The organism is Hymenobacter endophyticus (assembly GCF_032464715.1).
In the GTDB taxonomy this organism is placed as follows: Bacteria; Bacteroidota; Bacteroidia; order Cytophagales; family Hymenobacteraceae; genus Hymenobacter; species Hymenobacter endophyticus.
In genome coordinates, this window is record NZ_JAWDJT010000012.1 from 94191 (window position 1) to 109164 (window position 14974).

Genomic DNA, 14974 nt, shown 5'->3' on the forward strand with positions numbered 1-14974 from the left:
GTTGCAGTCCCTTCCCGCACGATGCAGCACCGGCCTGAAGCGGGTTAGCCGGCCTGTTGCCAAGCGCTCAACCCGCCATTTCCTCACCTATTTCCCTACCAGCATGAGCAAGCCCTCTTGGCCGCCGCCCGCTGCCGAGCAGCAGGCCCCGCAGTTCACCACGGAACTGCTGCCGGCCCGCCTCGAAAATCAGCACTGGGACGCCACCTTGGATACGACCAAGGAGGAAGTACCGGCCCCGCGCCAGCAGTAGCGCGGTCTACCGCCCGTTAGGCCCCACGGTGCATCGAGTACGCGTATCCTGATCAGCTGCCGGTGCCGGCCCGCGCTGCTGCCTCAGGCTTCATTTTTTCACCTCTTTCCTTCATCACTTTTCACTTATGGAAGATTCGACCAAACAGTTCTCTACCGAAGAGCTGCCCGCCCGCCTGGAAAATCAGTATTGGTCCAGCCTGGGCACGGGCGACGTGGAAAAAGGCTCCCCCGACCAGAAATAAAGCCTGCCCTTATCCACGCGAGTAAGTTCTTCCGGTTGTGGGGCAGGACTTACTCAACAAACAAGAAGCGTCGGCCCTCGGGCCGACGCTTCTTCTGTTTCTGAACATGTATTGAAAACAAGTAATCTGTCGAAAAGCTGTGCCGTGTAGTGATGCGCAGGTAGATTAATCACTTATTCATCTGGCCAGCACCTAAAAAAACTGATTACACGAGAACGGCTTTAATCAATTTTGATGTAGTAATTAACCGTCACGTTCCGGGGTCGCGTTTCTAGACCGCCAGTGGCAGTTGTGCGCGCTGGTTTATCGTTGCGCCAGATGTCATAAACTGAACCTCCGGTACGAGGGATCTTGTCATTATAAAGGGCATACCCGTGATCATGCGATTTTAGCTCGTCAGCCTGATAAGCTCCCGGCTCTTTATCATTATCTGGATTACCGGTGTTCGGATCACGATTATAGTTGCGTCCCCGTAGAAATACCCCACGAAGATCCGGAACACTAGGGCCCACGAATGACTTGTAGCGGCTGTTTTCTGGTACCGCTCGCCCATCAGCTAGCACCCAACCGAGCCCATACGCCTGCGTAAACTGTTCCGGTGAAAGCATAGATGCTATGATTTCTCCAACATTAGCATTCAGCTCTGGATTGCTATAGATAGGAGGGATCCTAACAGAGTAAACACCCATATCTGTTTCAATTTTTATAAGGGCTTCCGAGGCGCGTACGTATGTATTGTTTGTGCCTAAAAGCTTTTGTGGGGTAGTAAATATTTTACGCTCACAGGTCATTGCATAAGTAAGCGAAGGACGAACACGCGCAGAATCGATTTTCAGATCCACGATTGATCCCCTGCAGGTATAACACCCTGCCGGACTAATTACAATGTCTTTCACTTTGGGCACTCTACCTGTAAAATCAGGCCGCTTATAGGTCATCGTGAAGCCAAGAGAACGAGCAAGCAGATCATTGGCCTGTCTTAAAAGTTTGGTCCAAAAATCGCTTTTGCGGATTGTGCGGTCTCTGTAGTTCATAATTGCTCTTATCTCCACCAAGCCATGAGGTAGCAGGATAATAAGTTGTTAAATATTTATATGAAATAGTTATTGTAATAGAAATAGTTAATACTTTCGAGCCTCTACTCCGCTCCCTTATCCTGCACACCTATTGCCAGCATTCGCGTCGCCTTCCTCTCCAGGAAGGTGCGGAGCTGGCTTTTTTGTGTTTTGATACATCTGTTTTTGCATACCAAGTTGCAAAGTGGTAGCAGGGTTGTCGAAATATTTTGCTGAAAACTTCATCATTTCTTTCTTCACCCTAACCCAATCCCTTCATGCTTACTTCTACCAAATGCTGTTTATCAATGCGTTTGTTTGCACTCCGACCCCCGAAACTTACCCTGCTGGTAGGTGGCTTGTTAAGTCTGAGTGTGCATTCCAGTATGGCGCAGTTCCAGGCCAGAAAAGGAGTCACCGCGCCCTATCCAAAAGAGAAAATCAGTCAGTTAGCAAAGGAGGTGAGAGCTGACGGCTGGATCCTTTTTAAGGAAACATTAAAGGAAAAGCCCCAAGAGATTGCAGGCAAACACAAGGAAGCGCTTGGTTTGGGATCAGCGGATGAACTCCAAGCTACTGAGGCGTTGACTGACGAGTTGGGCATCACCCGTTACCGATACACTCAGTACCACGGAAAATGGCCTGTCCAAGGAGCAGACTTCAGTATTTACGGAAAAGCGGAAAAGTCACTTTTCGCTAACGGGCGACTGGTTCAGACGCTCCCCTCCCCGCAAGTTCCGGCCGTGACGGAGAGCCAGGCGCTTGCGACGGCATTGGCCAATGTTCCAGCCAAGCGATACCTATGGCAGGACCTGCGCCAAGAACAACAATTACGCATCTCCAAGCGCGACTCCTCAGCCACCAATTATCCGAAGGGGCAAATACTATATGCCCTAACAGCCAATGACGGTAACGCCGAGGGTACTATCCATCGCTTAGCCTACCGCTTTGACATCATGCGGTTGGATCCGGAAGCTTACGAGGCGGTATACATCGATGCTATTACGGGCCGCTTGCTGCGGATTTCCTCGTTAATGAGCAATGGTAGCTGCCAAGATAATCAAGTTGATACCTGGTATAACGGCAACCGGTATGTAGGCACTTGGTGGGATAGCAACTCAAATAACTTTAAGCTCCAGGACTTTTGCCGCGGGGGCTATATCTACACTAAATACAGTGATGGCACAGGCTCTTCGGCCAGCGAGTTTGCCAACGGGTACTTTATTACGGCCAGTGGCAGCGAGAACAACGCGCTGAACACTAATTGGAACTGGGATTTTAAAGCAAAGTCGGCCGCTACGGCCCATTACGGAGTTCAAGCTGCCCACTACTTCTTTAAAACCGAATATGGGCGCAACGGGCCTGCCAATCGCAACCGTGACATTCGCGTGGCAGTGAATAACCTCCAAAACAATGCCTATTACTACCAGCTGAATGATGCCGATTACATCGTGGTTGGGCGCTGGTACCGGAATGGCGCAAATGGTAGAAGCTTAGCCGAGACAGACGTCATGGCCCATGAGTTCACTCACGGGGTAGTAAAAACCTCGGCTGGTCTGGACGGTGGAGAAGCAGATGCGCTCAACGAATCGTTCGGCGACATTTTCGGCGAAATGGTCGAGCGCTACAACAATTCAAATAACCACGACTGGCGGGTAGGAGCCAATGCCGGATTGGGGCGCGCTTTCGCTCGCGAGGTGGATCCGTTCACCTCACAAGCACAGGTGTATCAAGGAGATGGCTGGGATTTCGGCGGTGGACCGCATCGGAATGGTGGTGTGCAGAATCGCTGGTTCTATCTGCTCTCAGTAGGGGCAGCACCTAGCTCCGGTGTTTACATTCCCGCAATCGGTGAGGACAAGGCGGCCCGTATTGCCTACCGTAACCTCACCCGCTATCTGGGGTCTAATTCAAACTACGCCAACGCACGTGCCGGAGCCATTCAGGCCGCGACAGATCTGTACGGGGCCTGCTCGATCGAGGTTATTGCCACTACTAACGCTTGGGCAGCCGTGGGGCGTCGGGAGCAGTACATCCCCTAATTGCGCCGCCCAAATCACTGGCTCCCCGCAGTTTTGCGTCGAGAATGGGTCCAGTGTATACGCTGAGTACCGGGTGCAAACCTCACCGGGAGCCACGAAGACCTGGTCGGTTGATAACCCAGCTTTCGGTTTCTCGCAAATCGGGCAAGTGGATTATGCCGTTTTAACCCAGATACCCTCGTATGCTGATGCGGCCACGCTCAGTGTTTACGTTCAGTACCCAAATCCGGCAGCCAACGTTTGGCGCTACTATTCGCTCAGCACCCTAATATGCAATCCCCAGCCTCCCTATTGCCCGCCGGGGCAGATATGTGAAATACAGGTTCAGCAGCGGCAGCAGCAAGCGGCAAGTGGCGGGGCGACCGGCCAAGAGGTTGCTGTTTTCCCCAATCCGGCTGACGCCTTCATGACCTTGGACCTGGCTGTACCAACCGCTACTCCTACTACGGTCAGCATTAAGGACATGCTGGGTCGAACACTCCACATTCAGCAAGTTGCGCCTGGGCAGCGAATGGTTTCTCTTGATGTGTCCCAGCTACCAGCTGGCTCCTTTATCGTAACCATCGCGACGACATCGGGTACGACGGCAAAACGCATTCAGATTAGCCGTTAGGAATTGGCTGGCTTCTCGCTAAAGCGCGTTAACTTATAAGTACTGCCGCGTAAATCATGCGTGGTGGTACTTATAAGTTACCAGCTAGACCGGCGACGCAACCATTATCACCGGAAATAAATCACGCTTTTGAAGCCAGGTCAATGGCTTCAATTAACCCCCGCTCATATGAAATCACTCTGTATTTTGATGGCCAGCCTCTGGTGTCTAGCCGGATGCAAGAAAGAAGCCGCCGTGGCCCCTAGCATCGATGCGGCGTTCAACCAGTCGGTAACATTGCGCTACCAGCAACGCGCGGCCTTGCCCAATCAGGGTACTCCGGAACTGACTGTCACGGTCGATGACGTGGTGGACACCCGCTGCCCTGAGGGAGTGAATTGCTTGCAACCGGGTGATGTGCAAACCGTGCTTGGCGTCCGGGACCAGAACGGCACGGGTCAGGTCTTAACCTTGCAACTGGAAGGGCGCTCCAGTAGTGTCGATTCGACGGCGGTGCAGGCCAACGGGCGACAGTATACAATCGTGCTGCAGGAAGTCACACCCTACCCGAAAACGACGGACGTAGCAAAAAAGGATAAGCGTGTGGTGCTTGTTGTCAAGCGCCGCTAACATCCCAGTCCGACGAACTAATGCTTCCGACCTGCGCAAAGCTGTTGTTGGCCCTGCCCCATGGAGTGGTTTCCTGTCTGCGGCGCTGCTTGCTTACGGGACTAGGCGTTTTGCTGAGCTGGTGCGCCCACGCCCAGCTGGAGGCATCGCAATGGTACTTTGGGCGACAGGCCGGCCTAGACTTTCGGGCCGGGGAGCCCGTGGCTCTGACCAACGGGGCTCTTGATTCGGATGAAGGATGCAGCAGCAGGGCAGATAGCCTTGGCAACCTGCTGTTCTATACCAATGGGGTTACCGTCTGGAACCGGCAGCACCAAGTGATGGCGGGCGGCGCCAGTCTGCGGGGTAACACATCTACCACGCAGTGCCTAGTGGTGGCCCAACCGGGCAGCCGCTCTGTATATTATCTGTTCTCGCCGGATGAGGTAAGCCAAGGTGCAGGATTCCGCTATTCTGTTGTGGAGATGGACCGGCAGGGCGGATTGGGCGAGGTGGTCCGCCGCGACGTGTTGCTGCACCCAACCTCCACAGAGCGGGTGGCTGCTGTACCTCATGCAAACGGCCGCGACCTGTGGGTGATTGGCCACGAGCGCGATACTGACGTGTGCTTTGTCTATCTGCTAACCGCTCAGGGAGTAGTGAGTTTGCCGGTGCTGAGCCGCGACGGGTTTGTTCACCAGCGGGTGCAGGCCATCGGCCAACTTAAGGCCTCGCCGAACGGACGTCGCCTCGCCCTAGCTGCCGGGACCGTCAACCCCCAGCAGACCCAAGGCATTCCCAGCGTCGAATTGCTAGACTTCGATCCGGCCACTGGTCGCATTAGCAACCCAGTGGTGCTGCCTCCAGCCCGTATCGCCAGCTACGGGGTGGAGTTCTCGCCAGACGGCACCCGGCTGTACGTGACCGACCCGTTTTTTGGGGCGCTTTTCCAGTACGACCTCACTGCGGCCAATATAGGTGCCTCGGTGGTGCCGATTCCGGTGGCACCGGGGCAAGCAGGCAGTACGCCCAGTGCCCTACAGCTCGGCCCGGATGGTCGCATTTACGTGGCACTCACCAACACTACCGTCCAGGCCGTGAGCGTAATCACGGAACCAAACAGCTTGGGTACGGCATGCGCCTATATAAACCAAGGCGTGAGCCTGAACGGGCGTCGGTCTGCCCTAGGTTTGCCTTCCTATGTGCAGCGCGACCTATGGCACTTTACCCTAAAAGGGAAGTGCCAAAACTCTCCTATTGCGTTTGCCTTCCCGGCTAGCTATGCCCCTGATTCAGTCAGGTGGGATTTTGGGGATCCTGCGTCCGGACCCCGCAATCTCTCCTCCCTATTAGCACCCACGCACACCTATTCCGCTCCAGGGCGTTATTTGGTAAGTCTTACCTTGTCACTGCCGGGGGGCTACATCTCCACCTTGCGACGCTACGTAGATGTGTTCCCTCTACCGCAGGTAAACATCGGACGTGATACTTCGCTGTGCCCCGGCAGCAGGCTTACATTGAATGCAACAACTGTTGGTGCCACTTACCGGTGGCAGGATGGTTCCACTACTGCTACCATTACCACAGACCGGACTGGTTGGTATTGGGTTGATGTCACTAGCGCAGCAGGCTGTACTACCCGCGACTCACTACGCATACGGGCAGCACCTGTACCTCGAGTCCGGTTAGGCGCTGATACGGTTCTCTGCGTGGGGACCTCGGTAATGCTTCAGCCCCGGTTGGTTGAGCTAGGGACACGCTACCGATGGCAAAATGGAGTGACAACTTCCGCCTTAATTGTAAATCAGCCTGGTATTTACTGGGTTGAAGGCACCAATGGGGCCGGGTGCAGTACGCGAGATTCCGTAAGGGTTTTCTACCTGGATCCTCCGACTGTCTATTTAGGCCGGGATACCACTTTGTGCAGTACGCCAGAGCAGCCTTTCATGCTTGACGCAACCCTGCCCGGCGTCCGGTATCGGTGGCAGGACGGCTCTACTGGGGCCACGTTCACCCCCGACCGTTCCGGCCGTTATTGGGTGAGAGTTTCTACCGATTTCTGTAGCGCCACTGACACAATCCTCGTTCGGTTGTATGAATGCCGCCAAAGCGTATTCGTTCCAAACATCATCACGCCGAATGGAGATGGGAAGAATGACGCTCTACAAGTAACAGGGCTTGGTACTGTGCCTTGGTCACTCGTTATTTATAACCGGTGGGGCAAACAAGTGTATGAGACTTCCAATTACCAGCAGAACTGGAGTGCCGATGGCTTAGCGGATGGAACGTATTTTTACTTACTCCGTCACGCGCAGTCCACTCAGCAGGTCAAAGGCTGGGTAGAGGTGCTCCGGTAGTCTTGCAGCTAACACTAATCTCTCTTGTCACGAAGTGAAGAGGAAATCTTGCCATGTAGTATTCTTGTAATAAGGCGGCTTCATACGTTCAATTCGGGGTTGAGTTAGTGACTGGACAAAGAATTACGGTAAGGCCTCGTCGCCCGCCTTGCTGGTAGGCACCATGGACTTTTCATTAATCTGGCAGCCAGCAAAGCGCAGGATTTTGTAGAGCGTGCGGCGGGAGCCAATCTGGAAGTAGGCCATCAGCTGGCGGGTGGACTGCTGGCCGGCCTCGTAGAGTTCCTTGACGGCGGGGGCCACTTTTTGGTAGCGTGGGGCCAAGCCCGGGGGCCGTCCGCCCTGGCGGCCGCGGGCACGCGCCGCCTGCAGCCCGGCGCGGGTGCGCTGCACGAGGACGTTGCGCTCGTGCTCGGCCAGGGCGCAAAAAATCTGGAACACGAGCTGGCCGCCCGGCGAGGTCGTGTCGATGGGGTCGTGCAGCGAAATCAAATGCAGCTGCCGACGGCTCAGGTCCTCAACCACTTCAATCAGGTGCTTGGTGGAGCGGCCCAGCCTGTCGAGCCGCCAGATGACGATGGTATCCCCCGCTCGCGCATACGCCAGCAGTTTTTCCCAATTGGGCTTGTGGGCCTGCACCCCCGAAACGGTGTCCGTATAGATATCGTCGCAGCCGGCGTGGCGCAAGGCGTCGAGTTGCAGGTCGAGCACTTGTTCCTGGGTGCTGACGCGGGCGTAGCCGAGTTTCTTCATAGTAAAAGGAGGGTGAGCGGTACCGGAAAGAGGCGAAATGCGAATTTACGGTATCTTGATTGCGGAAACCAGTTTCCGGTACCGTCATTCGCTGGGTTAGGGGCGTGATCTTAGGCAGCGCCCGGTGGTACCGGAAAAGGGGCGTTTTCCGACCACCCTCCTTTTTTTGACTCGTCCTGAAAAAAGTTGACCGTTTGGTGGTAGTCCGCCTCTGAGTTGACCATTCTGGCGGTAGTCCTAAGTTAGCTCATTCGGCGCTCACTGGCGTGGACGGTTTGTAGTAGTTTTTCCATCTTCTCTCCAACGGCCCCCAACTGGCATGGGCTTGATTGGGGCTCTGCATGTCGCAGCTCAGGTGGGGCCGTTTGTAGTTGTAGAGAAACACGGCTTGTTCCAGGTGCTGCTCCGCCTCCCGCAGCGAGTAGACCGGTTGCTGGCTCAGATACTCCTGCTTAAGAATGCCGTTCACGCGCTCGGCAATGGCGTTTTCCAGCGGATCAGAGTTCTCCGTCATGCTGACCTGGATATGGAAGGGAGCCAGCGTGTCCAGATATTCCTGGCTGCAGTACTGAATGCCCCGGTCACTGTGGTGAATCAACTGGCTCCCCGCCCGTTTACTGATCTGCCGTAGGGCCATCTCCAGGGCACGGCGCGCGTGCACCGTGGCCAGCGTATCGGCGACGGCAAAGCCCATGATGCGGCGCGAATAGGCATCGGTCAGCAGCGAGATGTACAGGCAGCCGGCCTGGGTGAACCAATAGGTGATATCGGCCACCCATACTTGGTTGGGCCGCAGCGGCGTTAGGTCCCGGATCAGGTTGGGATATTTGCGGAAACGGTGGCGGGAGAAGGTCGTCAGGGCCTTGCGGCGGCGCTTTCGGATCAGCAGGTTATGGGCTGCCAGCAGCGAAAACAGGGCATCCCGTCCCAGCTTGATGCCTTGCTGACGTAAGTCCTGCTCCAGCAGGTAGTAGAGTTTGCGGCCGCCCATCCGACCGTGCTCCTTGCGCAACTGCGCGACCTGCTCCAACACATAGTGCTCACGCTCTTCGCTGCTCCACTGCCGCGTTTGGTGCTGATAAAAGGCCTGGCGGCTGAAGCCAAGTACTCCGCTGATCCGCCGCAGGCAAAAGTGCGGACAGCTTACTCGCAGGAGCTGGACTACTTGGTAGCGGACTTTTTTTCGATGCTCAAGCCCAGTTCCTGCTCGGCCACGCGAATCACGTTTCTGTAGTAGAGCACCTGCAATTCGGCTTGTTCAAGCTGTTTCTGCAACTGCTTGACCTGCCCGGTCAGCGCATCCGCATGCTGCACCACGTGCTCAACGAGCGTGGTAGGCGGCTTTTTCAGATTGTCTTCCATGGCTTGGGTACGGGCCTGCTCTTCCTGGCGGACACGTTCCAGCCACTTGGTCACGGTCGAGCGGGTGAGCACCTGGTACTTGCTCATGGCTGACTCAATCGTATGCCGGCCGCAGGTAATTTCCTCGACCATCTGGCGCATTTTCAACTCGTGCGCCTGCTTGCGAAACAGAAATAAGTGTTCCATCTGACTGAGAGTGATGGTCAACCTATTTTAGGACAAGACACTGCGTACCGGCCCTTCATGTACCGGTACACCTCGCCCCCTTGCGGCGTAAACTTCCGCCGTTCGGCCGCATGGGTAAGCGTATACACAACCCGTCCCTCTGTAGTGGCTACCAGCACCAGCACCAGGGTTGCGACAATGAAGCTCATGTAATAATACGCCGGGTAGAAACAGCTCAGCCCAAGTGAGAGAAACAACCCAACCAAGCCGACGTCTTCAACATCTCTACTGTATTTATCCTGCTCAAATTGTGCCATGTGCATAGTAGCTGAGTTAGTATCGAAATGCTTACATGAAGCTGCTGGGTCGTTACCCCAACGCGTATTTCGGCAGCTTCAGTAGCCGCTGCAGGTGCTCGTCGCGCTGCTGGCTGGATGCAAAGCCGCGCTGCAGCACGTACCAGGTTCTGCGCGGCCCGTACTTGGCCCGGATAACGGGTTTGTGAATTCTGACGGTCCCGGTGTTACTAGGATTACGAATGATGGTGCTGGCCTCAAACGGTTCCAGCAGCATATAGCCCGTGTCGAGCAGCTTTTCCTGTTCCTGAATGCTCATGCGTGAATGATTAAGTGAAAATCCTGACGCCCATCATCAGGGCTGCAGCTCGGTATAGCGCCAACCTTGAAAGCCAGTATGGGCGATAGGGGGGATAGAGCGCCAAACAGCCAGCACCACTTTTTTGCCGCTAATCACCTCGGCGTTCTGCTGGTCGGCCCCGTGGCGTAACACGTCGGTATCGGTGAACTCCAGCACAGTGAAGTATCCCCGGATGAACCCGCTGTGAATCATAAAGCACGCCTGCCCGGGCCCGCTTTCTCTGGGGTAATGCCGGCAGCTGAAGGTCCAGAAATCGTCCTCACTATCACACGCCTGGAGTATCTTCTCGACGTCGGCCCAGTGCCGCAAGTCGCCCCGCTGGGGAATGGTGGTAAGTAGGTTTTTCATTCTGACCTCTTACTTCATCCTCGGTATTGGAAACAAGCCTGGCCTCAATTCCTATAGCTTCTCATAGCTTGGATATACTCAAAGCCGGATGCCCCAATCCGTTCAGTAAACAACGCCCCTTCTAAAACGAAGCCCTGGTCAATCCGCCGGTTTATCTGCGCGCTTACTGAGTCTGCATTGGTACCATGCACGATGATAAACCCACGCCCGTTGGATGAGCTATTGGGACGGCCATTTGGGGTTGGTATGACCGCTTGGTCGATGTCGGCATCCTCATTGAGAGCTGCCCCGTGAATGGCCTTTGTTGCGTCGTTAGACGCGTTTGCTGGCCTTAAGAAGAAGCAAAACAGGCTGAAGAAAGCCAATACCAAGGCGCACCCTGATAAGATTGAAACAGTAGCTCGCATGGACAAGTAGAATGAAATGATTATCGCTTTAGCAGGCCGGTTTCTACCAGTCACTGGAACTGGCCCCGCCGCCGCCCGAGTCACTGTCGCCTCCAAAGCTGAAGCTGCTCCCGGAATCAGATGAGCTGGAGCTGAAAAAATCGTAGCTGATGGGATTACTACGACGGGGTTCCTCGTCGTTATCGGAAAGCAGGCTGCCCACAATCAGCGCACTGACCACATTACTACTGCTGCTTTCCTGTCTGGTGGGTGCCCCTTTCTCATCCGTGCGTTTCGAGGCTTTGTCGCGCCATTTACCGCGAAACTTAATCCGCTTCCGTTCCCGCCATTTACCTGGTGCACGTTCAGGCTGATCTAAGCTGCGCGGAGATTGTTGCAGCCGGCTTAGTTCATCTGCTGTCGCCTCGTACTCCTGCTCGTTTCGCCGGATTAGGATCATCATGACCACCCACCCGACTCCCAGCAGACCGAAGAGGACCACGCCGGCGTAATTCCTTTCCCTCGGTTCCTCCTGCAGCAGCACCTCCTGGATCTGCTCGTCCTGGGCGTGGTCTAGGGCCAGCTGCGGCTGATCGGGAGTTATCTGCCGGATGATGGCCAGCGTACGGGCCCGGATGGCGCCGGGCAAATCCTGGCTGGGCTTGGGGCGGGTTGCGTTCAGAATGCGCAGACACTCGGCATCCGTCAGGTAAGCCTCCATGCCGCGGCCGACGCGGATACTTTGCTTATGCTCAGCAGGGGCAATGAGGTAGAGAATGCCCGTCTGGGACTGCTTATTGCCTACCCCCAGCGCGTTTTTGATACTGTCGCCGACCTGGCCGACCTCGCGGCCGTGCAGGCTGGCCACCGTCACCACGGCCAGCTCAACGCCGGTGCTGTCGGCGTAGCGGATCAGCCGCTGCTCCAGCTCTGCCCGTGTCTGGGCCGGAAGGACCGCCGCATAGTCGCGCACCACGTAGCCGGTACGTAGGGAATCCGGGGCGGTAGGGGAGGCAAGGAGGGATTGGGCACCCAGCGCGAACGGGAATACCAGACTGCGTAAGATCCTCTTCATACATCATCAAAAGTTAATCCAAAACTAATATTTATTTTTCTCAATGCTGCTTAATCCGCTTGGTATTCTTACTTTTGCGGCGGGGAATCAGCCGGCAACAGTCGCTCTGATTCGGTGAAATGCTACCGCTCCGCCGTTCTGCCGGCGGAGCGGTCTGTTTTCAGCAGATATGCAATCTATAGTTAATCATAAACTCGTAATATTGCTTTATACCAATCTCACGCATCACCTTATGTCAACCAACGTTTCAACCTCTGTTCCTTCATCGCCGCTGCGGGTGCAGTGGCTGGTTATTATGTACCTGATTGTTAACCTGCCCAGCATCGTGTTGGTAGCAGCCGGCTTTTTCCTCCCTGCCTACTCAAAATCCTTATTCACTCTGGCCATGGTAGCCGGCTTTCAGTTTAATCTGACAGCCTTCAAGAAGTCAAAGAGTATCGAGGAAAAGCAGGAGAATCCACATCACAGAAAAGTAGTATCCGTAATCAAGTTTCTATTCATGGTAACATGCCTCGGCATGCTCCTAGCCGCCCTGGTGTCGCTGGTTATGCGTTTTCTGGATTAACCGACTTATTTCCAGGCCCCGTGCCTCCTGGACCGCCCCGCCGCTTCTGCCGGCGGGGCGGTCTGCATTTTAGGCGGCCAGATCCAACAGGCTCAGCTGCGTACCGGGGCCGGCCAGCCGGCGCACGGTGGCCACCGGGGCTACCTCCGCCACCGGGGCGGCCTCGGGCTGCGGCTCGGGCGCAAACGGGCTGCGCTTCCGCTCCTGGTAGGCCTTCATTTCCGGCTCGGGCAACCACTGCTTGCCGGCACAGGCGGCCAGGTTAAATTCTTGCCATACCTTCTCCTGCCGGAACTCGAGATGAAGCGTGCCTTTCTTAAAAAAGCGGATGTTGAAGAACTCGCTTTGACACTCGTTGTAGAAGGAGCCCTTCCCGATGCGCCCGAGGCTACGAAAACGCGTTTCCAGGGCCTGGGCAATCGTGTAGCATTTATCGTAGTCCGTGCCGGTGAGGTAACAGAGTACCTTGTCAATGTCCGATAACTGGCCATGGCGCGACACGTTAAACGTTTCCATGTACTTGCACAGATTTACCCAGTAGGGAAGGATTACCTTACGATTCACTTTCCAACGTGAATTTGTCTTCCATCCCTCCTGATAGACCCGGTTCTCTTCGTAGTAGGCGGTAAACTCGTCGAAAACATCCGTCACGGCCTCTTTCATGATGGTACCGGTGTTGGCCATTACCATGCTCATGAGCGACCACACGCTTTCGTGTGTAACCTCCATGTAGCCCTGGGCCCGCGCAAAGGCAGTAAAGTTCTCCTGCACCTTCTGGGTGAGGTACTTTTTGATATGGAGCTTATCCAGGATGGCCCCCCAAATCTCCTGCCGCATTGCTTCGGTAAAGGTGTTGTAGCAGCTGGCATAGTCGCCGCGGCCGGTGCGTCTGCTGACTACTTCCTGTGCCACTTCCCAGGCCGAGCGGTACTCACTGTTCACCAGCCCTTTTCCGTAAAAGTTGATCCCATCGACGGCCCGCAACAAGGCAACAAACTGCTCTTTCAGCTGGTCAAACTGCACCATCATGTTACCAATCACGTCCCGGGTGGCTACCTGATCCTTATACAGGTGCTCGCCCAGCTCCGCGTGTTTTTCCCGGCCCTTGCTTTCCCACTGGAAGGAAAACGGGCTGTCCTGCTGGGGCTTCTTCAGCCGGATCAGGCTTACCTCGACGTCGGTTGGCCGCTCGGCCTGCAGGAATACCTGGCCCAGCTCTTCGCTCTGGCCGTACTGCTCGATGACGCGCGCCAGCTGCTGGCGCGTCTTGGTGTAAGGGTTGCGCAGGGTTTCCGAGTTGCACAGGGCCACCACGTCACCCCCGGCCCCCACTACCTGCCAGGCTTTAAGAATGTGCTTATCGGCGCAGCTGAAGGGGGGATTCATCAGAACCAGGTCGAAGATGGTATCTCCCTCATACTGTAAGAAATCCTCGCCGACCAAGCGGTGTCGCTTGCCCTGGAGCGTGGCCTTCAGGTCGGGCTCTACCTCGCAGCAATACAGTTTTGCCGCGCCCCGGTCGCTGTAGTTCTTGCGTAACGACTCCTCAACGTAATCGAGCAGCGCCCCACTACCGGCGCTCGGGTCAAACACGGTCTTACCGGCCAGCTTCAGCATCCGATGCGGATACGGCCGCTCGCGCTGCTCGTAGAAAGGCTCCAGCATTTTTTCGATGACGGCGGCGGGGGTCGGAAAGAACTCGGGATGCAACATGCGCAGAAAGGGAAAAATGGCTACTGAACCTATACCCTTTATACGGTATGACATACTTTTTTGATTCAATAATTAAATCAAAAAAAACGTATTTACCGCACCTTTATTTCATCCTCCATTATCGGATATATTCAACAAAAAGACCCTAAAAACGTATACTAATAAGGATAAAGTATAAAAAATATGCAACTTGACTTCTTTACTGCCGTTCCCGAACAGACACTGGCGCTGCGCTCTACTCCGCTGCCGGAACTGAGTGAGGCCGCCGCCCGCGTGGGCACGCCGGAGCAGTGGGCTACCCTGACGCTTAGTCAGGTGCTGGAAAGGTGGAATGAGGTGTATACCGAGTTCATCAGCCCCCTGGATGGTCCCATTCAGTACGCCAAAGAATGCAGCAAGCCCCGCCCCGATCAGCCGCAAGCCAACGACCTGCAGGCGCGGCGGTTCTATAAACGGGAGTATGACCGCCTGAGCCACGGACAAGGCCAGCTCCGAGCCCTGATCGAAGAAGTATTCTGCCACAACCTGACGCTGGCCATCGAGCAAGGGCAAGCCGTGCTACGAGCTCACGGGCTGGATGAGGAGGAAATAGACAACAGCCACGAGTTTTTCAATGACGTGATTCAGCACCCGCAGGTAACGGATCTGGGTAAGCTGCTGCCGGTTCTGATGCAGGACGTGGCCCAGGAATTCCTGCGGCTGCCGGTCTGATACAGTAAATATTTTCCACCTTAATTATGATAATAATCCAACTCAACAAGCCAAATAAACGTATAATATGTATATAAACTCCAAATA

General features: G+C 55.2%; 15 protein-coding genes. 7 read left to right on the plus strand and 8 right to left on the minus strand.

Annotation, left to right across the window (positions count from 1 at the left end; genetic code table 11):
- Positions 1 to 103: 103 nt before the first annotated feature.
- A complete protein-coding gene (locus ROI90_RS16745; RefSeq protein WP_315999511.1) occupies positions 104 to 253 on the plus strand; it encodes a hypothetical protein in 150 nt (49 codons plus the stop codon).
- Between the two features lie 465 nt (positions 254 to 718).
- On the opposite strand, the gene ROI90_RS16750 is transcribed toward ROI90_RS16745, so the two are convergent.
- On the minus strand, positions 719 to 1531 hold the full coding sequence (locus tag ROI90_RS16750) for a hypothetical protein (RefSeq protein WP_315999512.1): 813 nt from the start codon (positions 1529 to 1531) through the stop codon (positions 719 to 721).
- Between the two features lie 299 nt (positions 1532 to 1830).
- On the opposite strand from ROI90_RS16750, the gene ROI90_RS16755 reads away from it, so the two are divergent.
- From ROI90_RS16755 to ROI90_RS21195, 4 genes are all read left to right on the plus strand, one after another.
- On the plus strand, positions 1831 to 3594 hold the full coding sequence (locus ROI90_RS16755) for a M4 family metallopeptidase (protein ID WP_315999513.1): 1764 nt from the start codon (positions 1831 to 1833) through the stop codon (positions 3592 to 3594).
- A gap of 148 nt (positions 3595 to 3742) precedes the next feature.
- A complete protein-coding gene (locus ROI90_RS21190) occupies positions 3743 to 4207 on the plus strand; it encodes a T9SS type A sorting domain-containing protein (RefSeq protein ID WP_380230178.1) in 465 nt (154 codons plus the stop codon).
- Between the two features lie 168 nt (positions 4208 to 4375).
- Entirely contained in the window at positions 4376 to 4816 is a 441-nt protein-coding gene (locus tag ROI90_RS16760; protein ID WP_073288270.1) for a hypothetical protein, read from the plus strand.
- A gap of 464 nt (positions 4817 to 5280) precedes the next feature.
- Positions 5281 to 7152 carry a T9SS type B sorting domain-containing protein gene (locus ROI90_RS21195; RefSeq protein ID WP_380230179.1) on the plus strand — a complete coding sequence of 624 codons (1872 nt, stop codon included), beginning with the start codon at positions 5281 to 5283 and terminating at the stop codon, positions 7150 to 7152.
- Between the two features lie 123 nt (positions 7153 to 7275).
- On the opposite strand, the gene ROI90_RS16765 is transcribed toward ROI90_RS21195, so the two are convergent.
- The 6 genes from ROI90_RS16765 to ROI90_RS16790 form a co-directional block, all read right to left on the minus strand.
- A complete protein-coding gene (locus tag ROI90_RS16765; RefSeq protein WP_073288266.1) occupies positions 7276 to 7905 on the minus strand; it encodes a recombinase family protein in 630 nt (209 codons plus the stop codon).
- Between the two features lie 247 nt (positions 7906 to 8152).
- Complete coding sequence (locus ROI90_RS16770) at positions 8153 to 9154, minus strand: IS3 family transposase (RefSeq protein WP_139252471.1); 1002 nt, start codon at positions 9152 to 9154, stop codon at positions 8153 to 8155.
- Entirely contained in the window at positions 9067 to 9453 is a 387-nt protein-coding gene (locus tag ROI90_RS16775; protein WP_244535999.1) for a hypothetical protein, read from the minus strand. The genes ROI90_RS16770 and ROI90_RS16775 overlap by 88 nt, the downstream gene beginning before the upstream one ends.
- A gap of 348 nt (positions 9454 to 9801) precedes the next feature.
- Positions 9802 to 10047, minus strand: a complete 246-nt coding sequence (locus ROI90_RS16780) for a hypothetical protein (protein WP_315999514.1) — start codon at positions 10045 to 10047, stop codon at positions 9802 to 9804.
- Between the two features lie 36 nt (positions 10048 to 10083).
- Positions 10084 to 10437, minus strand: coding sequence for a hypothetical protein (locus ROI90_RS16785; protein WP_315999515.1), 354 nt, complete (start codon positions 10435 to 10437; stop codon positions 10084 to 10086).
- A gap of 450 nt (positions 10438 to 10887) precedes the next feature.
- On the minus strand, positions 10888 to 11898 hold the full coding sequence (locus tag ROI90_RS16790; RefSeq protein ID WP_315999516.1) for a TPM domain-containing protein: 1011 nt from the start codon (positions 11896 to 11898) through the stop codon (positions 10888 to 10890).
- 232 nt (positions 11899 to 12130) lie between these two features.
- Here ROI90_RS16790 and ROI90_RS16795 point away from each other — a divergent pair, with 232 nt between their 5' ends.
- A complete protein-coding gene (locus tag ROI90_RS16795) occupies positions 12131 to 12463 on the plus strand; it encodes a hypothetical protein (protein WP_315999517.1) in 333 nt (110 codons plus the stop codon).
- A gap of 69 nt (positions 12464 to 12532) precedes the next feature.
- On the opposite strand, the gene ROI90_RS16800 is transcribed toward ROI90_RS16795, so the two are convergent.
- Positions 12533 to 14176: a DUF4942 domain-containing protein gene (locus ROI90_RS16800; RefSeq protein WP_315999518.1), complete on the minus strand. Its 1644-nt coding sequence runs from the start codon at positions 14174 to 14176 to the stop codon at positions 12533 to 12535.
- Between the two features lie 183 nt (positions 14177 to 14359).
- On the opposite strand from ROI90_RS16800, the gene ROI90_RS16805 reads away from it, so the two are divergent.
- A complete protein-coding gene (locus tag ROI90_RS16805) occupies positions 14360 to 14887 on the plus strand; it encodes a hypothetical protein (RefSeq protein ID WP_315999519.1) in 528 nt (175 codons plus the stop codon).
- Positions 14888 to 14974 lie beyond the last annotated feature (87 nt).